This window comes from Burkholderia sp. EMB26, from assembly GCF_024730645.1.
GTDB classification, from domain to species: domain Bacteria; phylum Pseudomonadota; class Gammaproteobacteria; order Burkholderiales; family Burkholderiaceae; genus Burkholderia; species Burkholderia cenocepacia.
In genome coordinates this window covers 3,153,273-3,174,863 of sequence record NZ_CP078070.1, presented here as the reverse complement: position 1 = coordinate 3,174,863, position 21,591 = coordinate 3,153,273, and the positions used below count along the sequence as shown (strand labels likewise).

Sequence of the window (21,591 nt, the reverse complement as noted above, 5' to 3'; positions counted from 1 at the left end):
CGTTGAAAAGCGGGTGAAAAGCAGCGGAAAAACGGACGAAAAAAAACCGCTGCCGGTCAGGCAGCGGTTTTCGACGAAGCGCTCTAAATTGCCGCGATTTACGCGTATTCGGCGAGCGCCGTGCGCATCTTTTTCATCGCGCTCGCTTCGATCTGGCGGATGCGTTCCGCCGACACGCCGAACTCGGCGGCGAGATCGTGCAGCGTCGAGCCGCCCGAGCCGTCGTCGTCGACGTGCAGCCAGCGCGCCTCGATGATGCGGCGGCTGCGTGCATCGAGCGCGTCGAGCGCCTGCGCGATGCCGTCCGTCTGCAGCATGTCGCGCTGACGCGCGGCGAGCACGGCGGTCGGCTCGTTGTGCGAGTCGGCCAGGTAGGCGATCGGCGCGTACGACTCCTCGCCGTCTTCCACCTGGCCTTCGAGCGCGATGTCGCCGCCCGACAGGCGCGTTTCCATCTCGGTGACTTCCTCGCGCTTGACGTTGAGCTCCTGCGCGAGGCCGTCGATTTCCTCGGGCGTCATCGCCTGCATGCTCTTCTTGTGGCTGCGCAGGTTGAAGAACAGCTTGCGCTGCGCCTTCGTCGTCGCGACCTTCACCATGCGCCAGTTGCGCAGGATGTACTCGTGGATCTCGGCCTTGATCCAGTGAATCGCATACGACACCAGGCGCACGTTTTGCGCCGGGTCGAATCGCTTCACGGCTTTCATCAGGCCGATGTTGCCTTCCTGGATCAGGTCGCCGTGCGGCAGGCCGTAGCCGAGATAGTTGCGCGCGATCGACACGACGAGACGCAGGTGCGACAGCACGAGGCGGCGCGCCGCGTCGAGGTTGTTGTCGTCGCGGAATTCGGTTGCGTAGCGGCGTTCCTCCTCGGCGGTCAGCAGCGGGATGCGGTTGACGGCCTGGATGTACGCGTCGATGTTGCCGAGCTGGCCGGGCAACATCGATTGGGCTGCGAGCGCCAGCGAGCCTGCCGATTCGGCCTTGGCCGGCGTCGGGCTCAGGGTGTTCGGGAGGGTCAGGGCGTTGCTCACTAAAAACTCCTTTGGAATCAGGGACAAACCCCCGGTCTCGAATGAGATTCCGTGGATCATCTTAGCACTCCCGCAAGGTGAGTGCTAATTCCTTAGAGCGGGCGGGGGCATCGGAGTTCCCATTTTTCTATCGAACCAGTCGAGCCGATAGTCTATTCTGCGACCAGGGTGGCGCCACGAAGTTCCGTAAGCCGTTGTTTCTGATGGGAATCAGTAGACGATTTCGATTTTTGTCGTTTTGGAAGGAAGCCATTTCGTTTCGTGATGCCGATCCGAAAAGTCCTTTACCATACCATTCAGTTCGCTCGGGCCCGGCCGTTGCGGCAGGCTCCATTCAACCCACAAAGTTGGAGTGTCAGATGAACAATAAGAAGAATCGCCGGCCCCGCAGCCGGCTGGTGCTGCATGCGATGCTGGCAGCGTCTCTTCTGGGCGGATCGGGTGCGGCTTTCGCGGATCGCTGGGGGATCCAGGCGGGCGGCGGGTTTTCGGATCGTCACGGGGTCGACAAGGCCGATATCGGCGTGGTGTGGGATCCGGGCTGGAACTGGTGGGAAATCGGCGGCTGGCACTTCGCGTTCGTCGTCGAAGGGCACGCCGGCTACTGGCACACGGGCGGCAACGTCCACAGCAGCATCGGCGAGTTCGGCGTGACGCCGATGTTCCGCTTCATCAAGAGCAGCGGGCAGATTCGCCCGTTCATCGAGGCGGGCGGCGGCGTCCGGCTCCTGACGCACCCGACGATCTCGGACAATTTCTCGCTGTCGACCGCGTTCCAGTTCGCGCCGACGGGCGGCGTGGGCGTGCAGTTCGGCCAACGGCAACAGTATCAGGTCGGCTACCGTTTTGAACATGTGTCTAACGCGGGTATCAAAGAGCCGAATCCTGGTATAAATTTCCACCAGTTCTACCTGCAGTACAACTTCTGATCCGTACGCCCGTGCAAGGCGGGCGCGTTGCCGAGGAGTCAGGCGATGGCGAAGGTGGTCGATGCGATCCGCGCGCTCGAGCGCGACCGGTTCCGGGCGATGGTGGACGGCGACGGCGAGGCGCTCGACGCGCTGTTGTCGGACAAGGTGTTTTTCGTCCATACCAACGGCAAACGCGAAACCAAGCAGCAGTTCATCGACGCCATCGTCGCCGGCCGCCGCCGCTATCGCCAGATCGAAATCCAGTCGCAGGACGTGCTGCCGGTCGGCGACGAGACCTGCGTCGTCACGGGGCGCGCGTTGATCGAGATGGAAACCAACAACGGCGGCCTCGTGTTCCCGATTGCCTATACGTCCGTCCACACGCACGACCACGGTCGCTGGAGCCTGTTCGCGTGGCAGGCGACGCGGTGCGCGACCGAGGCGTGAGCGCGGGTAACGCGCCTTTTTCATGCCCCGACCGAAGCGGCCTTCTGAGCCGCTTTTTGTTGCCGCGTGCGGCGCGGATCGCGCGGCGCACGGGCGGTCACGCCCCGCTCGCTGACGTTTCAACCCTGCATCGAAGCCCCGCGTTCAGGCCGCCGCGCGGCGATCCGCGCAGTGCCATGCCGAGCGGTTGATCGCGCTGACGACCGCATCGAGCGCCGCACTCGCCGCATCGGCGTGCACGCCGACACCGTGCCGCAGCGGCGCGTCGCCGACCCGGCAGCCGACCGATACCGCGACCCGGCCGTCCGCCGTGCGCGTGGATTCGCACGACGCGATGTCGATCGTGGCGCCGGCGGCGCTCGCGAATGCCGCGGCGAAACGTCGCACGGCGTCGTCGGGCGTCGCGTCGGCGGCGGGCGCCAGCGCGATCTCGCGGTTTTGCCAGCGCGCGCCGATGCCGTGGCGCGCGGCCGGGCCGTCCGTCTCGAAGAATTCGCGCGCGAACAGCGCGCAGATCGTGTCGCCCGTCACTTCCTCGCCCGATGCGTCGGCGAGCGTCTGCACCGCATGGCTGAACTCGATCTGGACGCGGCGCGTCGGCGTGAAGCCCATCCCGCGTTCGAGCAGGAAGGTCGCGCCGCCCTTGCCGGATTGGCTGTTCACGCGGATCACCGCGTCGTAGCTGCGGCCGAGATCCGCCGGGTCGATCGGCAGGTACGGCACTTCCCAGATCGCATCGGGGCGCTGCTGCGCGAAGCCCTTGCGGATCGCGTCCTGGTGCGAGCCGGAAAACGCGGTGAACACGAGGTCGCCCGCGTACGGATGGCGCGGATGCACGGGAATCTGGTTGCAGCGTTCGACGACGCGGCGCACGGCGTCGATGTCGGAGAAGTCGAGGCCCGGGTCGATGCCTTGCGTGTAGAGGTTCAGCGCGAGCGTGACGAGATCGACGTTGCCGGTGCGCTCGCCGTTGCCGAACAGGCAGCCTTCGATGCGGTCGGCGCCCGCGAGCAGCGCGAGTTCGGCCGCCGCGACCGCGGTGCCGCGATCGTTGTGCGGATGCACGGACAGCACGATGCTGTCGCGATACGCGAGGTTGCGGTCCATCCATTCGATCTGGTCGGCGAACACGTTCGGGGTTGCGGCCTCGACGGTGGCCGGCAGGTTGACGATCATCTTGTGGTCGCGGGTCGGGCGCCACGTCTGCGCGACCGCGTCGCAGATCTCGCGCGCGAACGTCAGCTCGGTCATGCTGAAGGTTTCCGGCGAGTACTGGAAGGTCCAGTGCGTCTCCGGGCGCGCGGCCGCGTGTGCCTTGATGATGCGCGTGCCGTCGATCGCGAGCGCCTTCACGTCGTTCTTCGACATGCCGAACACGATGCGGCGGAACGACGGGCAGACCGCGTTGTACAGGTGCACGATCGCGCGCGGCACGCCTTCGAGCGCATCGAACGTACGGGCGATCAGGTCTTCGCGCGACTGCACGAGCACCTCGATCGTCACGTCGTCGGGAATCCGCTTGTCGTCGATCAGCTTGCGGACGAAATCGAAGTCGGTTTGCGACGCCGACGGAAAACCGACTTCGATCTCCTTGAACCCGATGGCGACCAGCATTTCGAAGAACTCGAGCTTCTGCTCGATGCTCATCGGCTCGATCAGCGACTGGTTGCCGTCGCGCAGGTCGGTGCTCATCCACACGGGCGCACGCTCGATGGTGCGGGCCGGCCAGCGGCGGCCATTGAGGCGAACGGGCTCGAACGGACGGTACTTGTCTTGCGGATTGCGCATCATCTTCTGGACCTCGGGTCTCAAGTCGCGAGCGAAGACGGGGCGGCATGGGCGACGGTTGGCGCTGCCTCGCATCCCGGCGCACGATGGCGCCGCGGATGCGGATGATCTTCGCGAATCGGCCGACGGATAGACGGACGAAGGCTGACGACTTCGGGTTGTAAAAACTGCGAGAGGGGTACTGCGAGAAACTGCTGGGAGGACCGTGCGAACAGCACACGGCGCTACGACAGCCTTAGGCTAGTCGTAGCGATAGCGGCCGCGCTAGGCGGCCGGAGGTAATTCGGAGGGTGTTCGGAAAGGAACGCATGACGGCCACTCTATGCCAGGATGCGCTCGCGTGTCAAATGTCGGGATAAAGGGGCAGGTCGTCAGCGCGCGATGCGGGCGACCTGCACGATCGTCGCGACCTGGCGCGCCACGGTGTCGGGCACCGGCACCTCGCCGCGCAGCACGGCGTCCGTCCACGCGGCCGTGGTCGCCGCATCGCGCGACTCGGGCAGCGCGACGGGCGGTGCGTCGGTCGACGAACGCTCGGCCTCGATCAGCGTGTCGCACACGCCGTCATGCAGCCAGTCGACCTGCACCTGGCGCCGCGTGTCGGCCACCGCTTCGCCTTCGGTGCCGCGCGCGAGCAGCGCGCCGCCGAGCGCGGCGTCCGGATGATCGCGGAACAGCTGCGCGAGGCTGTCACGGTACGGCGGGTGCGTGTAGTTGACGAGCCGCAGGCCGGCCGGCGCGAACGGCTGCAGGATCTTCACGAGCGTATGCGTCGAGTTGCGCACGCCGAGCACGCTGCGCATCGACAGCAGGTGCGCGATGCGCGGCGCCAGCACGTCGATCGGCGCGAACGCGACGCGGCGTTCGGCGAGCGTGTCCTCGATCGCATCGTGCGACGTCGACGGCGGGAGCGACAGCGCCGAGAAGATCTCGGCGCTCGTCACGCGGCCCGGATCCTGCTCGACCCCATGCACGAGCACCGGCACGCCTTCGCGCGCGAGCAGCAGCGCGAGCAGCGGCACGAGGTTCGGTTGCTTGCGCGCGCCGTTGTAGCTCGGAATCGACACCGGGCGGAACGCGGCGTCCTGCACGTGCACCGGCTCGAACGACGCCTGCGCGGCGGCGAGCATCGCGGCCAGTTCGTCGGCGGATTCGCCCTTCAGCCGATAGGCGATCAGGATCGCGCCGAGTTCGACGTCCGACACGCGCGCATCGAGCATCGCGCGATAGAGCGTGAACGTGTCCTCGGCGGACAGGGCGCGCGCGCCGTGCGGGCCGCGGCCGATTTCCTTGATGAAGCGGGCGCAAGGGAACGGAGCGGCGGCGGGATCGTGGGAAGCGGTCATCGGAACGTGGGGCGGGCGGCCGGCATCGGGCCGCGCGGTGAGCGGTGAGGAATGTCCCGAGTATCGCACGGGCGCGGGCGCGCATCGTGCCGCGCTACACTCTGGTTCCCGGCGGCGCGCGCACCGGCTGCGCCGCGCCCGTGCCGCTGCCGACCGAATACGACTACGAGAGACATCCCATGAAGCTCTACAGCTATTTCCGCAGTTCCGCGTCGTACCGCGTGCGGATCGCCCTGAACCTCAAGCAGTTGCCGTTCGACTATGCGCCCGTGCACATGCTGCGCGATGGCGGCGAGCAACTGAAGGACGCGTACCGCGCGCTGAATCCGGATGCGGTCGTGCCGACGCTGATCGATGGCGACGCGACGCTGCAGCAGTCGCTCGCGATCATCGAATATCTCGACGAAACCCATCCCGAGCCCGCGCTCCTGCCGAAGCAGCCGGTCGATCGTGCGTACGTGCGCGCGGTCGCGCTGCAGATCGCGTGCGAAATCCACCCGCTCAACAACCTGCGCGTGCTCAAGTACCTGAAGCACACGCTGAAGGTGCCCGAGGACGCAAAGAACGCGTGGTACCGGCACTGGATCGAGGCGGGCTTCGAAACGCTCGAGGCGCGTCTCGCGAACGACCCGCGCACCGGCAAGCTGTGCTTCGGCGACACGCCGACGCTCGCCGACGTGTGCCTCGTGCCGCAGGTGTTCAACGCGAACCGCTTCTCGATCGACACGACGCGCTTCCCGACGATCCAGCGGATCGTCGACCATGCGGCGACGATCGACGCGTTCAAGGCCGCCGAGCCGGGCGCGCAGCCCGACGCGGAATGAGCGCGGCGCGCCCGTGGCGAGCATGATCGGGCGCGCATGAAAAAGGGCGCCCGAAGGCGCCCCGTGCGATGCAGGCCGGCGGCGTTCAGCCGAGCAGCGCGTCCGCGAATTCCACCGCGCTGAACGGCTGCAGGTCCTCGACCTTCTCGCCGACGCCGATGAAGTAGACGGGCACCGGCCGTTGCCGCGCGATCGCGGCGAGAATCCCGCCCTTCGCGGTGCCGTCGAGCTTCGTGACGATCAGGCCGGTCAGGCCCAGCGCGTCGTCGAAGGCCTTCACCTGCGTGAGCGCGTTCTGGCCGGTGTTCGCGTCGATCACCAGCAGCACTTCGTGCGGCGCGCCGTCGTGCGCCTTCGCGATCACGCGCTTCACCTTCTTCAGCTCCTCCATCAGATGCAGCTGCGTCGGCAGGCGGCCGGCCGTGTCGGCCATCATCACGTCGATCTTGCGCGCGCGCGCGGCGCTGACCGCGTCGAAGATCACCGCGGCCGGATCGCCGCTCTCCTGCTGCACGACCGTCACGTTGTTGCGCTCGCCCCAGACCGCCAGCTGTTCGCGCGCGGCCGCGCGGAACGTGTCGCCGGCAGCCAGCAGCACCGACTGGTCGAAGCTCTGCAGGTGCTTCGCGAGCTTGCCGATGCTGGTCGTCTTGCCTGCGCCGTTCACGCCGGTGATCATCATCACGAGCGGCTGCGCCCGGCCGAGCATCAGCGATTTCTCGAGCGGCGTCAGCAGCTCGACGAGCAGGTCGTGCAGCGCAGCCTTCACCTGCTGCGGATCGGTGAGCCGGCCCGCGCGCACCTTCTCGCGCAGCGCGTCGAGCAGGTATTCGGTCGCGTCGACGCCCGCGTCGGACATCAGCAGCGCGGTTTCGAGCTCCTCGTACAGATCCTCGTCGATCTTCGTGTTGACGAAGACGCCGGTGATGCTCGAGCCCGTCTTCGCGAGCCCCGTCTTCAGGCGCGCGAGCCACGACTTCTTCGCGGACGCGTCCTGCAGCGGCGGCGGCACGATCTCGACCGTCTCGACGACTTCGTCGCGGCCGTCGTTGGTCGGCGTGACGGTCATCACGACGGCCGGCGCAGCCGGTTGCGCGGGCGCCGGCGGCACGCTGGCCGCGGGCGGCGCGTCGAGCACGGGCGCGTCGGCGTCGGACGCTTCGTCCGCTTGCTGCGCGTCGGCCGATTGCGATTCCGCCGGATCGGGCTCCTGCGTTTTCTTGAATCGTTTGAAGAAACTGAACATGGTCTGACGTCGGGAAGAGGGCGGGCCGCCGCCGGGAGCGGGGCGCCGGACGGGCCGTTCTGCGTTCGCGCGGGCGCGGCGCACGGCGGCCGAAACCGTGCATTTTATCAGTGCGGCGTGGCGCTCGCGTCAGTGCGCGTCGCCGCTGTGGTAACGTGCGCCTGTTTGGCGGCGCGCCCCTGCGCGCGCCCGGTCCCTCCGTTGTCGATATCCCGTATGTCCCGTTCCTCTTCCGGCCGCCCCGCGGCCTCTCCCGGCCGCGGCAAGCCGCACACGATCCGCATCATCGGCGGCGACTGGAAACGCACGCCGCTCGCGGTGCTCGATCTCGACGGCTTGCGTCCGACCCCCGATCGCGTGCGCGAGACACTGTTCAACTGGCTCGGCCAGGATCTCGAAGGCCGGCGCTGCCTCGACCTGTTCGCGGGCACCGGCGCGCTCGGCTTCGAGGCCGCGTCGCGCGGCGCGGCGAGCGTCGTGATGGTCGAGCGTCATCCGCGCGCCGCGCAGCAGTTGCGGGCGATCAAGGACAAGCTCGGCGCCCGTTCGGTCGAGATCGCCGAAGCCGATGCGCTGCGGCTCGCGGCCGGCCTGACGCCGGGCGCGTTCGACGTCGTGTTCCTCGATCCGCCGTTCGACGACCTGGCCGCGCTCGAGCGTGCGATCGCGCTGTCGGCGCCGCTCGTCGCGGCGGGTGGCGCGTTGTACGTCGAAACGGGGGCGGAACTCGATCCGGCCGCGCACGACGCGCTCGCAGGCTGGCAGGTGGTGAAGCACGGCAAGGCCGGTGCGGTTCACTATCATTTGCTGCGGCGCGAAAATGATGAATAATGCGCGTTCCATACGAGGCGGCGCGCCGCAAAGGCGACGCATGCCCATCTCGGCAGCGGCGCGTGCATCGCACGGCTGCCATCCCGTTTGCGTGATGACAGGAGGAGCGACATGGTAGTCGCCGTGTATCCCGGTACGTTCGATCCGCTGACGCGCGGGCACGAAGACCTCGTGCGGCGTGCGTCGAGCATTTTTGATACGCTGGTGGTGGGCGTTGCCGACAGCCGCGCGAAAAAGCCGTTTTTCTCGCTCGAGGAACGTCTGACGATTGCGAACGAGGTGCTCGGCCATTACCCGAACGTGAAGGTGATGAGTTTCACCGGCCTCCTGAAGGATTTCGTCCGCGTGAACAATGCGCGCGTGATCGTGCGCGGGCTGCGCGCGGTGTCCGATTTCGAATATGAGTTCCAGATGGCGGGGATGAACCGCTATCTGCTGCCCGACGTCGAGACGATGTTCATGACGCCGTCCGACCAGTACCAGTTCATCTCGGGGACGATCGTGCGCGAAATCGCGCAATTGGGCGGCGATGTCAGCAAATTCGTGTTTCCGTCCGTCGAGAAATGGCTGACCGAGAAGGTCACCGCGATGGGAGGCCCTGCCGCGTGATGCGGCGCCGGCCGGTTTCGTTGCGAAGCCGGCCGCCGGCCTGAAGAAGTGAGATCAGTATGGCTTTGATGATTACCGACGAGTGCATCAATTGCGACGTGTGCGAGCCCGAGTGCCCGAACGGCGCGATTTCGATGGGCCCGGACATCTACGTGATCGACCCGAACAAGTGCACCGAGTGCGTCGGCCATTTCGACGAACCGCAGTGCCAGCAGGTGTGTCCGGTCGAATGCATTCCGCGCGATCCGCAGCATGACGAATCGCATGCGCAATTGATGGAGAAGTACCACGCGCTGATCGCCGTGAAGGGTGGCGACGCGTCGTGATCCGGCGCTGACGCGCGCTTTGTGTGGCGCGCGCGTCGCGCTTTCAGCCCGGCGCCATTCGGCGCCGGTTCTTCCGTATCAGGCCAGCAGCTCGCGCAACGCCGCGACGAGCGCGTCGCATTCGGCATCGGTGCCGACGGTGATGCGCAGATGCTGGTCGATCCGCGGCAGCCGGAAGTGCCGCACGAAAATTTCCCGTTCCTTCAGCTTCGCCGCGATCGCGCCCGCATCGTGCGCGGGATGGCGCGCGAACACGAAATTCGCGGCCGACGGCACGATCTCGAAGCCGAGTGCGTCGAGCGCCTGCGTGAGCCGCGCCCGGCTGTCGATCACGCGCCGGCAGGTGGCGTTGAAATAGTCGGTGTCTTCGTACGCGGCCTGCGCGGCGACCTGCGCGAGCCGGTCGAGCGGATACGAGTTGAAGCTGTCCTTTACGCGGTTCAACGCGTCGATCAGCGCCGCATCGCCGAACGCGAAGCCGACGCGCATGCCCGCGAGCGAGCGCGCCTTCGACGTCGTATGCACGACGAGCAGATTCGGATGGCGATCGATCAGCGTAATGGCCGACTGCGCGCCGAAATCGACGTACGCTTCGTCGATCACGACGACCGACGACGGATTCGCGGCCGCGATCCGCTCGACGTCCGCGAGCGGCAGCGCGCGCCCGGTCGGTGCATTCGGGTTCGGAAACAGCACGCCGCCGGCGTCGTCGAGATAGTCGTCGACACGGATCGAGAAATCGTCCGCGAGCGGCACGACCGTGGTCTCGACGCCGTACAGGCGCGCGTAGGTCGGATAGAAGCTGTACGTGATGTCGGGGAAGCGCAGCGGCCGGTCGTGCTTGAGCAGCCCCTGGAACGTGTGCGCGAGCACCTCGTCGGAGCCGTTGCCGACGAACACCTGTTCGGGCTTGATGCGGTGATGGGCCGCGACCGTCTCGCGCAGCGCGCGCGCGACCGGGTCCGGATAGCGGCGCAGCGTGTCGCCGGTGCCGCCGAGTTCGCGGGCGATCGCCGCGACGACGCGCGGCGACGGCGGATAGGGATTCTCGTTGGTGTTCAGCTTGACGGGGTGCGCAAGCGCGGGCTGTTCGCCCGGCACGTAAGGCACGAGTTGCTGAACGACGTCGCTCCAGTAACGGCTCACCGCTTGGCTCCTGTCGGGCAAAACGTCAAGATTACCGCATGTGCGCGTCGCGGTGGGGCGGACGAGGCCGCCCGGTTGCGCCGGACGGCCGATGCACCAGGCGGGTGCGACGGGCGTCAGTTGCGATGCAGCTGCATCGTCGCGCGGTCGAGTTCGCCCTTGATGACCATCGGCATCACGGCGAGCGCGCGTTCGATCGATGCGTCGATCACGTCCTGCTCCTCGCGGCGCGGCGGCTTCAGCACGAAGTTCGCGACGTCGGGCTTCGCGCCGGCGCGCGCGCTTTCCGGAATCAGGTCGCGCGGATGGCCGATGCCGATCCGCAGCCGCCAGTATTGCTGCGACGACAGGTGCGCGGTGATGTCCTTGAGGCCGTTGTGGCCGCCGCTGCCGCCACCGAGCTTCAGCTTCACGGTGCCGGGCGGCAGGTCGAGCTCGTCGTGCGCGACGAGGATCTGGTCGGGCAGGATCTTGAAGAATTGCGCGAGCGCGACGACCGACTGGCCGGAGCGGTTCATGTAGGTCTGCGGCTCGAGCAGATGGACTTCCTCGCCATGCAGGCGCGCTTTCGCATAGAAGCCGTGGAAGCGGCGTTCGTCGCGCAGCGTCGTGCCGGCTTCGCGGGCGAGCTGGTCGATCAGCCAGAAGCCGGCGTTGTGGCGCGTCGCGGTGTATTCCGCCCCGGGATTGCCGAGGCCGACGATCAGTTTGATCATGACGTTTCGAAGGCGGCAACGGCCGCCTGGGCGCAGAAAAAGAAAAACCCGCCGGGCAAGCCGCGGCGGGTTGCGTCGACCGTTTCGTGAAACGGATCGAGGGGGCGCGTACGCAGCCGCTTAGGCAGCCGGCGTTTCGCCTTCTGCTGCGTCCGACACGGCGCCAGCCGGGACCGTCGCCGAGGCGACAACCGGGTTTTCCGCGTCGACGTGCGCGACCAGCGTCACGCCCTTCGGCAGTGCGATGTCCTTCGCGTGCAGCGACTGACCGGCTTCGATCTTCGACAGGTCGACTTCGAGGAACTCCGGCAGGGCAGCCGGCAGGCACTCGACTTCGATTTCCGTCGCGACGTGCGAAACGATCGCGCTCGACAGCTTCACGGCCGGGCTGACTTCAGCGTTCAGGAAGTGCAGCGGCACCTTCGTGTGCAGCTTCTTCTTCGCGTCGACGCGCTGGAAGTCCACGTGCAGCACCAGTTGCTTGAACGGGTGGTATTGCACGTCGCGCAGCAGAACCTGTTGCGACTGGCCGGCCACTTCGAGGTCGAGGATCGACGAGTGGAAAGCTTCCTTCTTCAGGGCGTGCCACAGGGCGTTGTGATCGAGTTCGATCTTTTGCGGGGCTGCTTCGCCACCGTAAACGATACCCGTGGTCTTACCGGCGTTGCGCAGGCGGCGGCTCGCACCCGTACCTTGCTGTTGGCGCTCGAAAGCGACGACTTTCATGTGATTCTCCAATGGCTGCCCGCGACCAGGCAGTAAAACGGGGCCATCAACTGGCGGCCCCCGATGAAACGGCCGGGGTTTCGTCTATCCCGTCCGATTGTGCAAAAAGCGAAGCGTCGCCGCTTCGCTTTCTGCGCATGCTTTGTTCAGTCGATTCGCGATCAGGATTCCGCGAACAGCGACATCACCGAATCGCCGCGGCGAATCCGCGAGAACGTTTCGGCCAGCAGGCTCGCGCTCGTCAGCGAGCGGATCTTCGAGCAGGCCAGCGATTCGGCCGACAGCGGAATCGTATCGGTGACGACCAGCTCGTCGAGTGCCGACGCGGCGATGCGATCGGCGGCGCCGCCGGACAGCACCGGATGCGTCGCGTACGCGAACACCTGCTTCGCACCGCGGTCCTTCAGCACTTGCGCGGCCTTGCACAGCGTGCCGGCCGTATCGACCATGTCGTCCATGATCACGCAGGTGCGGCCTTCGACTTCACCGATGATGTTCATCACTTCGGCGACGTTCGCCTTCGGACGACGCTTGTCGATGATCGCGAGATCGCAGTTGAGCTGCTTCGCGAGTGCACGGGCACGCACGACGCCGCCGACGTCCGGCGACACGACGAGCAGATCCGAGTAGTTCTGCTTGCGCAGGTCGCCCAGCAGGATCGGCGTGGCGTAGATGTTGTCGACCGGGATGTCGAAGAAGCCTTGAATCTGGTCGGCGTGCAGATCCATCGTGATGATCCGCTCGACGCCGGCGATTTCCAGCATGTTCGCGATGACCTTCGCCGAGATCGCGACGCGCGCCGAACGCGGGCGGCGATCCTGACGGGCATAGCCGAAGTAGGGGATGGCAGCAGTGATCCGGCCAGCGGATGCGCGCTTGAGCGCATCGACCATGATCATCAGTTCCATCAGGTTGTCGTTCGTCGGTGCGCACGTGGATTGCAGGACGAAGACGTCCTTGCCGCGCACGTTTTCCTGGATCTCGACCTGGATCTCGCCGTCGGAGAAACGGCTGACCATTGCTTTGCCGAGGGGGATACCAAGGATATTGACGACTTCCTGGGCGAGCGCGGGATTCGCGTTGCCAGTAAAGACCATCAGGCCATCATGGCTGTGGCTGCTCATCGTGCACCTGCTTCAGGCTTGGGCGGGAAATGCGGGAAAATTTTTGGCAGGGGAGGAAGGACTCGAACCCTCGCATGCCGGAATCAAAATCCGGTGCCTTGACCAACTTGGCGACTCCCCTACACTTAACTGATAACTTCACCGAACTCGTGTAGGCCGTTCGGCAAAGTAAAACTTCATGACGCGAAAGTGAAGAGCGGATGCTCGTTCAGACTCTCGGCAACTGCGCCATTCCAACTGGCGGGCAGTTTGGCTTTCGCCGCTTCTGCCTCGTGCTTGCTGTGAAACGCTGCAAACACGCTTGCTCCGGAGCCGGTCATCCTCGCGGGGGTCACATCATACAACCATTTGACCACCTGCGCAACTTCCGCGTACTTCCTTGTTACAACTTCCTGCATATCGTTCCGGCCGAAGCTATCCGGCCATCCCGCATCGCTGGTTTGCTGTGCAAGAAAGTCAGCAATTGTGACGGGCTTCGTATCTCTTGTCAACAACTCATCTGAAAATATTTCAGCGGTCGGGACATGAACGCGTGGCGTCACAACCAAGAACCAGCGAGTCGGCAATTGTACCTCAGCTAATTCTTCTCCGATACCCTCTGCGAACGCATTTTTTCCAAAAATAAAAAACGGCACGTCGGCGCCGAGTTTGACCGCGAGCGATTGAAGTTCGGCGCGCGGCAAATCGAGTTGCCACAGGCGGTTCAGCGCGAGCAGCGTCGTCGCCGCGTCGGAGCTGCCGCCGCCGAGGCCGGCGCCCATCGGCAGGATCTTGTCGATCTCGATGTCGACGCCGTGCGCGGTGCCCGTATGCGTTTTCAGCAGGTTGGCCGCGCGCACGACGAGGTCGCTTTCCTCGGGCACGCCGGGCACGTCGGTGACGCGTGCGACGCGGCCGTCGTCGCGCCGCGTGAAGTGCAGCGTGTCGCCCCAGTTCAGCAGCTGGAATACGCTCTGCAGATCGTGATAGCCGTTCGGACGACGGCCGGTGATGTGCAGGAACAGGTTGAGTTTCGCGGGCGCAAGGCAGTTGCGCAGCGAGCGGGTCGAATCGGTCATGCGGGTATCGGGGCTAGGCGCGCGTGCTCACTGATCGAGCACGAGCTTGATGTCGAGCGGCGGCGTCGCGCGCACGAGGTTGACGCGTTTGACGCCCGTGGCCGGGGCATCCGCGTAGGCAAGGTAGTCGATCGTCCAGCCGTCCTGACGGATCTGCTTGACGCGCGTGCCGTCGGCCGGGTCGCGCACGGTTTCCGCCGGCGTCGCGGGGGCAACGGTCGGCAGCAGCCAGTAGCGCAGGCCCGCGAGCGGCAGCTCGAAGCCGAGCGTTTTCTGCATCAGGTCGCCGACGTCGGGCGCATATTGGGTCGGACGGTTCGGCAATTCGAGTGATGCCGCGCGCGGCGTCGATTTCACGACCGCGAGCGTCTGGCCGAGCGGGCTGCGCAGCTCGAGCGACACGTCGTCGCCGTGCTCCTGCCAGTCGAAGTTGCCGTACACGTTCTGCGGGTTGCCGAGCCGATCGTCGTACCGCACCGCGAAGCGGCCATGGTACGCATGCGTCGCGGCCGTCTGCAGTGCGGCGCGCGTCGACGTGCCGGCCGGCGGCGGCGTGCTCGCGCAGCCGGCGAGCGCGAGCGCCGCGCCGGCCGCGGCCAGCGTGCGCTGCGTGCGCTGCGTGCGGAAGGACAGGGAAAACATCGGGAACATCCGCATCAGAGGCCGTTGATCTGCAGGCGTTTCAGCGTCTGCACGAGCGTTTCGTTGTCGGGCTCGAGCTTCTGCGCGGCGCGCCACGCGTTGCGCGCGTCGTCCTGCGCGCCGCTCTTCCACAGCACTTCGCCGAGATGCGCGCCGATTTCGGCGTTCGGCTGCAATTCGTACGCGCGTTGCAGCACCTTCGTCGCGCCGGCCGTGTCGCCCATCCGGTACTTCACCCAGCCGAGGCTGTCCATGATGTACGCGTCGTTCGGCGCGAGCGCCATCGCCTTGTCGATCAGCTTGCTGGCCTCGGGCAGGCGCTGGTTGCGATCGGCGAGCGAATAGCCGAGCGCGTTGTAGGCCTGCGGGTTGTCGGGCTGCGTGCGGATCAGTTCGCGCAACTGCTTTTCCATCGTCGCGTAGTGGCCGGTCTTTTCGGCCGCCATCGCGTAGTCGTAGCGCAGGTCGGGATCGTCCGGGAAGTCCTGGACGGCCTGCCCGAGCCGCGCCTCCGCTTCCGGATAGCGCTTCGCGGTGAACAGGATCGACGCATCGGTGCGCGCCACCACGGCCGCGTCGCGCGGATCCGTGATCGGCAGGTTGTCGAGCACCTTGCGCGCCTCGTCGGTCTTGCCCTGTTTCTGCAGCAGCTGTGCGCGCGTGATCTGCGCGGGCAGGTAGTGCTGGCTCGTCTGGTCGACCTTGTCGAGCCATTGCGACGCCTGCGCGTCGTTGTTCTGGTCGATCGCGATCTGCGCGAGGTAGATGTAGCCCTGGCCGACGTCGAGGTTCGGCTGCTTGTCGCCGAGCTGCACGTACTGCTTCAGGTAGCCGGTCGCCTCGTCGAGTTTCTTCTGCTGGATCTTGATCAGCGCGAGCGCCATCAGCGGCGTCGGATCCTTCGAGTCGAGCTTGCGCATCGTCTCGAACTGCTTCTGCGCGTCATCGAGGCGGTCGTCGGCGAGATAGAGCTGCGACAGTGCGAGCCGCGCGTCACGCGACTTCGGATTCTGCTGAACATATTTCTCGAACGACGCGATGCCCGCCGCGCGTTCCGCCGGCCCCATCTGCGACAGCATCAGCGCCGCCGGCAGGTAGTCGGGGCGGATCTGCAGCGCCTGCTTCAGCGACTGCGCGGCGCCGTCCTTGTCGTCGACCGCGAGCTGCTGCCGCGCGATCGCGAGCTGCGCCTCGGGGCGATTCATGTCGTTCTTCAGCATGTCCTTCAGCACCGCGAGGCCGCCGACGCGGTCGGGGCCGCGTACCAGCAGCGCCTGCAGCGCGAGGATCGCCGGACCGCGCGTGTCGCCGGTCGCGCGGGCCAGCTCGCGCGCGAGCATCGGCTGCGCATCGGCCGGCTTGCCGGCGAGCACCAGCAGCGCGGCGTCGACCTGCGATGCCCGGTTCGAATCCGGTGCGTACTGGCGCCACAGATTCGCGGCGGACAGTGCGTCGGCCGGGCTCTGCGCGCCGAGCGCGATTTCGGTCGCGCGCTGCGCCATGCGCGGGTCGCGCGTGTCGCGGGCCAGCGCGAGGTAGGTCTGGTAGGCCGGTGCCGGCTGGTTGCGCTGAAGCGCGACCTCGGCGGCGAGCACCTGATAGACGATCTGGCTCGTCAGCGGCACAGCGGGGAGATTTTTCTGCTCGTCCGGCATCACATGCTCGAACGCACCCTGCGGCTCCGCGTCGTCCGAGGCCGGATCCTGCGCGTGGGCCGGAAAGGCGGTGAGGGTCCAGGCGGCAAACAGCGCGGCACCGAGTGCACGGCGGACCGGGAAGGCGCGCGCGCCGCGCACGGCGGCGGGGCGCTTCTGAAGCAGCTTCGAGGGCAGGGTCATGGAAATCCGTTCGATGTTTCAACCGATTGTAACGCGCTCGCTACAATACACGCACGATCGTGATAGGGTCCGTTTACCTGTGGAACCCACATGCGAATGCCCGAAATCGCCCGCCTCGCGTGCTGCCAGGCCGGGCGATTTCGGGCATTCCCGTGTTTAATTCGGGGTCGCCGCGAGAACGGCCGTTCTCGTGGCGCCGCATGCGCATTCTTTCTGTAAGCAGACCGTAGCCTCAGACCCGCAAAACATGCCAGAGTTGCCAGAAGTCGAAGTCACGCGCCGGGGCATCGAGCCCTTTGTCGCGGGCCGCCGCGTCGAGCGTGTCGACGTCCGTACCGCGATGCTGCGCTGGCCCGTGCCGGCGGGGCTCGCCGAGCAGTTGCGCGCGCGCGAGGTGCTCGCCGTCGAGCGCCGCGGCAAATATCTGCTGTTCGAGGTCGATGCGGGCTGGTTCATCGTCCACCTCGGGATGACGGGCACGCTGCGCGTGCTGCCCGCGGCCGGCGTGCCGGTCGCCGCGAAGCACGACCACATCGACTGGATCTTCGACGAATTCGTGCTGCGGTTCCGCGATCCGCGCCGCTTCGGCGCCGTGCTGTGGCACCCGCGCGAAGCCGGCGACGTGCATGCGCATCCGCTCCTCGCGAGCCTCGGCGTCGAGCCGTTTTCGCCGGCGTTCACCGGCGCGCTGCTGCATGCGCGCACGCGTGGCCGCACGGTGTCGGTCAAGCAGGCGCTGCTCGCGGGCGACATGGTCGTCGGCGTCGGCAACATCTACGCGTCGGAGAGCCTGTTTCGCGCCGGCATCCGGCCGACGACGGCCGCCGGCAAGGTTTCGCTGCCGCGCTACGAGCGGCTGGCCGACGCGGTGCGCGCGACGCTCGCGGACGCGATCGAGCGCGGCGGCAGCACGTTGCGCGATTTCGTCGGCAGCAACGGCGAAAGCGGCTACTTCCAGCTCGACTGTTTCGTCTACGATCGCGCCGGCCAGCCGTGCCGCGTATGTGGCACGCCGATTCGCCAGATCGTGCAGGGCCAGCGGTCGACCTATTACTGCCCGACGTGCCAGCGTTGAAACCCTTTTCCACAATTCGATAACTTGAAGCCGCCCCGCATCGCCCCCGCTCCGTTCCCCGCCACGCCGCTGCACCGCACGTTCGCCACGCGTCTCGTCGCGTGGCAGCGCGCGCACGGCCGCCATGACCTGCCGTGGCAGAACACCCGCGATCCGTACCGGATCTGGCTGTCGGAAATCATGCTGCAGCAGACGCAGGTATCGACCGTCATTCCGTATTACACGCGCTTTCTCGACCACTTCCCGGACGTCGCCGCGCTCGCGGCCGCGCCGAGCGACGACGTGATGGCGTTGTGGGCGGGCCTCGGCTACTACTCGCGCGCGCGCAACCTGCACCGCTGCGCGCAGGTCGTCGTCGCCGAGCACGGCGGTGTGTTTCCGGCGACGCCCGACGCGCTGGCCGAACTGCCGGGCATCGGCCGTTCGACGGCCGCCGCGATCGCGTCGTTTGCGTACGGTGCGCGCGCGACGATCCTCGACGGCAACGTGAAGCGCGTGCTTGCGCGGGTATTCGGCGTCGAGGGCTTTCCGGGCGAGAAGCGTGTCGAGAACGACATGTGGGCGCTCGCCGAATCGCTGCTGCCCGATGCCGCGAACGCGGCCGACGTGAGCGCGTATACGCAGGGGCTGATGGATCTGGGCGCGACGCTGTGCGTGCGCGGCAAGCCCGATTGCGCGCGCTGTCCGTTCGCGGGCGACTGCGTCGCGCAATCGACCGGCCGCCAGCGCGAACTGCCGGCCGCACGGCCGAAGAAGGCCGTGCCGACGCGCAAGACCTGGATGCTCGTGCTGCGCGATGGCGACGCCGTGCTGCTCGAGCGCCGGCCGCCGACCGGCATCTGGGGCGGACTATGGAGCCTGCCGCAAGCGGACGGCGATGCCGCGCTCGCGGATCTCGCGCGCGGTTTCGGTGGCGGCCGCACGGTGCCGCTCGCGCCGCTCACGCATACGTTCACGCATTTCCGGCTCGAGATCGAGCCGCGGCTGAGTGATCTGGCGGACGGCGGCGGCCTGCCGTCGCAGGCGCGGGACGCGGACACCGCCTGGGTGCCGCTGAGCCGGCTCGACGCGTACGGCGTGCCGGCGCCCGTGCGCAAGCTGCTCGATGCGCTGAGCGGGCCGCTGCTGTAACGAACCGGGGAAAGGCGCGGCGCGGGCGGCGTTCGACAGGGCGGCGGCCCACTGCGCGTGGGAAAGGCTTTCGGACGTGCGATGCGCGACGAATCAGCCGCGATAGTCAAGCCGGCCTTACAGCCAGCCGTGCCGGTCGAGCACGTGGTGCACGGCGTCGATGCGCGCACCGACGTCCGGAAACTCCATCAGCTTCTGTCGCGCGCGCAGGTCGAGCGGCAGCAATTCCGCGAGGCGGTTCGATACCCAGCTCGGATCGTCGAGGCGGAATGGTTCGCCGAACGGCATTTTTTCCGGATCGGATTTCTTCAACGCGTCGATGATGCGCTCGAGCACCTCGGCGCACGAACCGAACTGTGCGAGCGCCTGTTCGCCTTCGAGCGGGATGTCGTCGGGCAGCGGCTCCGCGATGCCGACCAGCAGCCCGTTGCCTTCGACGCGATACGACAGCAGCTCGAAACGCTGCGTGCCGATCGCCTGCAGATACAGCATCCCGAATTCGCCGGTGTCGCACTCGGTGATGCGCGCCATGCAGCCGATGGTTTCGGGCACCGACACCGCGCCGTCCTGCGCGACTTCGGGTCCGCTCTTGAGCAGGCACACGCCGAACGGGGCGTCGTCGCGCAGGCACGCGCGGGACATGTCGAGATAGCGCGCCTCGAACACCTTGAGCGGGAGCAGGCCTCCGGGAAACAGCACCGTGTGCAGCGGAAACAACGGCAGGTCGATCAGGGTGGTCGATAGGGAGGACATGGCGCGCGGGCGTTGGGCGGGTGTCGCTAGGGTCGGTCGACCTCGGAGACGAGCCGCGACGACGCGTCGACATCCACTGGCGCGTCACGATGCCGCACGATCACGTTCGCCTCGCGCGCCAGGCGCGCGGCGAGCGTTTCCGCGATGAACACCGAGCGATGCTGGCCGCCCGTGCAGCCGATGGCGACGGTCAGGTAGCTGCGGTTGTCATCGCGGAAGTGCGGCAGCCATTTCATCAGGAACGCATGGATGTCGTCGATCATCTGATGGACGATCGGCAGTGCGTCGAGAAAGGCGATGACCGGCTGGTCGAGCCCGGTGAGCGGGCGCAACTGGTGGTCGTAGTACGGATTCGGCAGCGCGCGCACGTCGAACATCAGGTCGGCGTCGAGCGGCACGCCGCGCTTGAAGCCGAACGATTCGAACATCACCATCAGATCGTTGTTCTTCTGCTCGATGAAGCGCTTGACCCAGGTGCGCAGCGCGTTCGCGCGCAGCGTGCTGGTATCGATCTGGTGGCCGAATTCGGCGAGCGGCGCGACGAGTTCGCGCTCGCGCTCGATCGCTTCCTCGAGCGACGACAGCAGGCCGACATCCGCATCGTGCGACAGCGAGCCGGACAGCGGATGGCGGCGGCGCGTTTCGGAGAAGCGCTGGATCAGCGCCTGGGTGCTCGCGTTGAGGAACAGCACGCGCACGTCGTGTTCGCGGGACAGCTCGCGGATCAGGCCGGGCATCTCGTCGAGCGACGCGCTCGAGCGCGCGTCGATCGCGACCGCGAGCCGGCGCTGGCCGTCCTGGGCAAGGTAGCGGGCGAGTTCGGGGAGCACGTGCGGCGGCAGGTTGTCGACGCAGTAATAGCCTGCGTCTTCGAGCGCGTTCAGCGCGACGGACTTGCCTGAGCCGGAGATGCCGGTGATGAGGACGATGCGCATGGGAACGGAGAATCCTGACATTTCATCATAGCACCGGCTCGACGCGTCGGCGTTGCGCGGCCGGCGCGTGCGGGTTACACGAGTTTGCCGGGGAACTGACTGTCGGGATCTTGCATCGCGAGTCGTTGCCGATCCATGAAATCGCGCAACGTGTCGATTCCGCGCAACTGCAGGATCGTGTTCCGGACGGCCGCCTCGACGAGCACCGCGAGGTTGCGGCCGGCCGCGACCTGGATCGTGACCTTGCTGATCGGCAAGCCGAGCACGTCGACGGTCTGGCTTTCGAGCGGCAGGCGCTGGAATTCGCCGTCGGGGCGCCGCACGAGCTGAACGATCAGCTTCAGCTTCATTTTCCGCCGCACGGCGGTTTCGCCGAAGATCGTCTTGATGTCGAGCAGGCCGAGGCCGCGCACTTCGAGCAGGTTCTGCAGCAACGGCGGGCAGCGCCCTTCGACGAAATCGGGGCCAAGACGGACGAAATCGACCGCGTCGTCGGCGACGAGGCCGTGGCCGCGGCTGATCAGCTCGAGGCCGAGCTCGCTCTTGCCGAGGCCCGAATCGCCGGTCAGCAGCACGCCCATCCCGAGGATGTCGAGGAACACGCCGTGCAGCGTCGCGCGCGGCGCGAGGATGCGCGACATGTAGAGCCGCAGGCTGTCGATCACCGCGGCGGCCGACATCGGCGTCGTGAACAGCGGAGTGGACGAGCGCGTGCAGCGCAGCACCAGTTCGGGCGGCGCCGCGGCGCCGCCGGCGACGACGAGGAACGGCGGTTCGAGCGCGATCAGCTCGGCCATGTGGCGCGAGCGGTCTTCGTCGGTCTGGCGCTGGTAGTAGTCGATTTCGGCTTCGCCGAGCACCTGGATCCGGTTCGGGTGGATCAGGTTCAGGTGGCCGACGAGGTCGGCGCTCGACGTGGCGTTGCCGACCGTGTCGGCCGAAAAGCCGCGTTCCCAGCCTTCATGCCCCGTCAGCCAGCTCAGTTTCAGCGTGGCTGCGTTGTCGTCGAAGATGCTCTGGGCGTTGATGCTGGACGTATCCATGACTCTCGTCACTCCAATGGGCCGGTGCGGGCGCGCGGCGAC

Annotated in this window: 22 protein-coding genes and 1 tRNA gene; 8 read left to right on the top strand and 15 right to left on the bottom strand. The window is 66.8% G+C overall.

From position 1 onward, the window contains the following. Window positions 1-98: 98 nt before the first annotated feature. Window positions 99-1,034, bottom strand: coding sequence for an RNA polymerase sigma factor RpoH (gene rpoH, locus KU887_RS14970; protein WP_006483735.1), 936 nt, complete (start codon window positions 1,032-1,034; stop codon window positions 99-101). A 359-nt stretch (window positions 1,035-1,393) separates the two neighbouring features. On the opposite strand from rpoH, the gene pagL reads away from it, so the two are divergent. Both pagL and KU887_RS14960 read left to right on the top strand, forming a co-directional pair. Continuing rightward, window positions 1,394-1,963 (top strand): lipid A 3-O-deacylase PagL, encoded by a 570-nt coding sequence (pagL, locus tag KU887_RS14965; protein WP_124675583.1) that lies wholly within the window; start codon window positions 1,394-1,396, stop codon window positions 1,961-1,963. Between the two features lie 45 nt (window positions 1,964-2,008). Further along, entirely contained in the window at window positions 2,009-2,392 is a 384-nt protein-coding gene (locus KU887_RS14960; RefSeq protein WP_006483747.1) for a nuclear transport factor 2 family protein, read from the top strand. Between the two features lie 144 nt (window positions 2,393-2,536). Here the strand turns inward: KU887_RS14960 and leuA are convergent, their stop codons facing one another. Together leuA and ybiB are read right to left on the bottom strand one after the other, a co-directional pair. Then, on the bottom strand, window positions 2,537-4,183 hold the full coding sequence (gene leuA / locus KU887_RS14955; RefSeq protein ID WP_006499025.1) for a 2-isopropylmalate synthase: 1,647 nt from the start codon (window positions 4,181-4,183) through the stop codon (window positions 2,537-2,539). Window positions 4,184-4,551: 368 nt separating this feature from the next. Then, on the bottom strand, window positions 4,552-5,526 hold the full coding sequence (gene ybiB, locus KU887_RS14950; protein WP_006483732.1) for a DNA-binding protein YbiB: 975 nt from the start codon (window positions 5,524-5,526) through the stop codon (window positions 4,552-4,554). Between the two features lie 179 nt (window positions 5,527-5,705). Between ybiB and maiA the strand changes: the two genes are divergently transcribed. Further along, window positions 5,706-6,350 carry a maleylacetoacetate isomerase gene (maiA, locus tag KU887_RS14945; protein WP_006499022.1) on the top strand — a complete coding sequence of 215 codons (645 nt, stop codon included), beginning with the start codon at window positions 5,706-5,708 and terminating at the stop codon, window positions 6,348-6,350. An 85-nt stretch (window positions 6,351-6,435) separates the two neighbouring features. Here maiA and ftsY read toward each other — a convergent pair whose 3' ends face one another. Then, window positions 6,436-7,596, bottom strand: a complete 1,161-nt coding sequence (gene ftsY, locus KU887_RS14940) for a signal recognition particle-docking protein FtsY (protein WP_069353457.1) — start codon at window positions 7,594-7,596, stop codon at window positions 6,436-6,438. A gap of 216 nt (window positions 7,597-7,812) precedes the next feature. On the opposite strand from ftsY, the gene rsmD reads away from it, so the two are divergent. The 3 genes from rsmD (at window position 7,813) to KU887_RS14925 (ending at window position 9,362) form a co-directional block, all read left to right on the top strand. Next, a complete protein-coding gene (gene rsmD, locus KU887_RS14935) occupies window positions 7,813-8,427 on the top strand; it encodes a 16S rRNA (guanine(966)-N(2))-methyltransferase RsmD (protein WP_006483748.1) in 615 nt (204 codons plus the stop codon). 111 nt (window positions 8,428-8,538) lie between these two features. Beyond that, entirely contained in the window at window positions 8,539-9,036 is a 498-nt protein-coding gene (gene coaD, locus KU887_RS14930) for a pantetheine-phosphate adenylyltransferase (RefSeq protein ID WP_006477773.1), read from the top strand. A gap of 59 nt (window positions 9,037-9,095) precedes the next feature. After that, entirely contained in the window at window positions 9,096-9,362 is a 267-nt protein-coding gene (locus KU887_RS14925; protein ID WP_043206196.1) for a YfhL family 4Fe-4S dicluster ferredoxin, read from the top strand. Window positions 9,363-9,440: 78 nt separating this feature from the next. Here KU887_RS14925 and hisC read toward each other — a convergent pair whose 3' ends face one another. The 8 genes from hisC to KU887_RS14885 all read right to left on the bottom strand — a co-directional run bounded on the left by hisC (window position 9,441) and on the right by KU887_RS14885 (window position 16,612). Continuing rightward, window positions 9,441-10,508, bottom strand: a complete 1,068-nt coding sequence (gene hisC, locus KU887_RS14920; RefSeq protein ID WP_258250455.1) for a histidinol-phosphate transaminase — start codon at window positions 10,506-10,508, stop codon at window positions 9,441-9,443. Between the two features lie 116 nt (window positions 10,509-10,624). Beyond that, a complete protein-coding gene (pth, locus tag KU887_RS14915) occupies window positions 10,625-11,224 on the bottom strand; it encodes an aminoacyl-tRNA hydrolase (protein WP_034201350.1) in 600 nt (199 codons plus the stop codon). Window positions 11,225-11,344: 120 nt separating this feature from the next. Beyond that, entirely contained in the window at window positions 11,345-11,950 is a 606-nt protein-coding gene (locus KU887_RS14910) for a 50S ribosomal protein L25/general stress protein Ctc (protein WP_006483734.1), read from the bottom strand. Window positions 11,951-12,111: 161 nt separating this feature from the next. Further along, window positions 12,112-13,074 (bottom strand): ribose-phosphate pyrophosphokinase, encoded by a 963-nt coding sequence (locus KU887_RS14905; RefSeq protein ID WP_006483739.1) that lies wholly within the window; start codon window positions 13,072-13,074, stop codon window positions 12,112-12,114. Between the two features lie 44 nt (window positions 13,075-13,118). Continuing rightward, a tRNA-Gln gene (locus KU887_RS14900) sits at window positions 13,119-13,195 on the bottom strand. A 55-nt stretch (window positions 13,196-13,250) separates the two neighbouring features. After that, a complete protein-coding gene (ispE, locus tag KU887_RS14895) occupies window positions 13,251-14,132 on the bottom strand; it encodes a 4-(cytidine 5'-diphospho)-2-C-methyl-D-erythritol kinase (RefSeq protein WP_258250454.1) in 882 nt (293 codons plus the stop codon). A gap of 27 nt (window positions 14,133-14,159) precedes the next feature. After that, window positions 14,160-14,789 (bottom strand): lipoprotein insertase outer membrane protein LolB, encoded by a 630-nt coding sequence (lolB, locus tag KU887_RS14890; protein WP_034201351.1) that lies wholly within the window; start codon window positions 14,787-14,789, stop codon window positions 14,160-14,162. Beyond that, entirely contained in the window at window positions 14,789-16,612 is a 1,824-nt protein-coding gene (locus tag KU887_RS14885; RefSeq protein WP_006483151.1) for a tetratricopeptide repeat protein, read from the bottom strand. Before KU887_RS14885 ends, lolB begins: the two co-directional genes overlap by 1 nt. Window positions 16,613-16,859: 247 nt before the next feature. On the opposite strand from KU887_RS14885, the gene mutM reads away from it, so the two are divergent. Together mutM and mutY are read left to right on the top strand one after the other, a co-directional pair. Next, a complete protein-coding gene (gene mutM, locus KU887_RS14880; protein ID WP_006483152.1) occupies window positions 16,860-17,687 on the top strand; it encodes a bifunctional DNA-formamidopyrimidine glycosylase/DNA-(apurinic or apyrimidinic site) lyase in 828 nt (275 codons plus the stop codon). Window positions 17,688-17,711: 24 nt separating this feature from the next. Continuing rightward, entirely contained in the window at window positions 17,712-18,818 is a 1,107-nt protein-coding gene (gene mutY, locus KU887_RS14875; RefSeq protein ID WP_059721053.1) for an A/G-specific adenine glycosylase, read from the top strand. Between the two features lie 117 nt (window positions 18,819-18,935). Here the strand turns inward: mutY and KU887_RS14870 are convergent, their stop codons facing one another. The 3 genes from KU887_RS14870 to hprK form a co-directional block, all read right to left on the bottom strand. After that, window positions 18,936-19,571: an LON peptidase substrate-binding domain-containing protein gene (locus KU887_RS14870; RefSeq protein WP_006499012.1), complete on the bottom strand. Its 636-nt coding sequence runs from the start codon at window positions 19,569-19,571 to the stop codon at window positions 18,936-18,938. Between the two features lie 26 nt (window positions 19,572-19,597). Continuing rightward, complete coding sequence (gene rapZ / locus KU887_RS14865) at window positions 19,598-20,506, bottom strand: RNase adapter RapZ (RefSeq protein WP_006483144.1); 909 nt, start codon at window positions 20,504-20,506, stop codon at window positions 19,598-19,600. 74 nt (window positions 20,507-20,580) lie between these two features. Then, on the bottom strand, window positions 20,581-21,549 hold the full coding sequence (gene hprK / locus KU887_RS14860; protein ID WP_006483133.1) for an HPr(Ser) kinase/phosphatase: 969 nt from the start codon (window positions 21,547-21,549) through the stop codon (window positions 20,581-20,583). Window positions 21,550-21,591 lie beyond the last annotated feature (42 nt).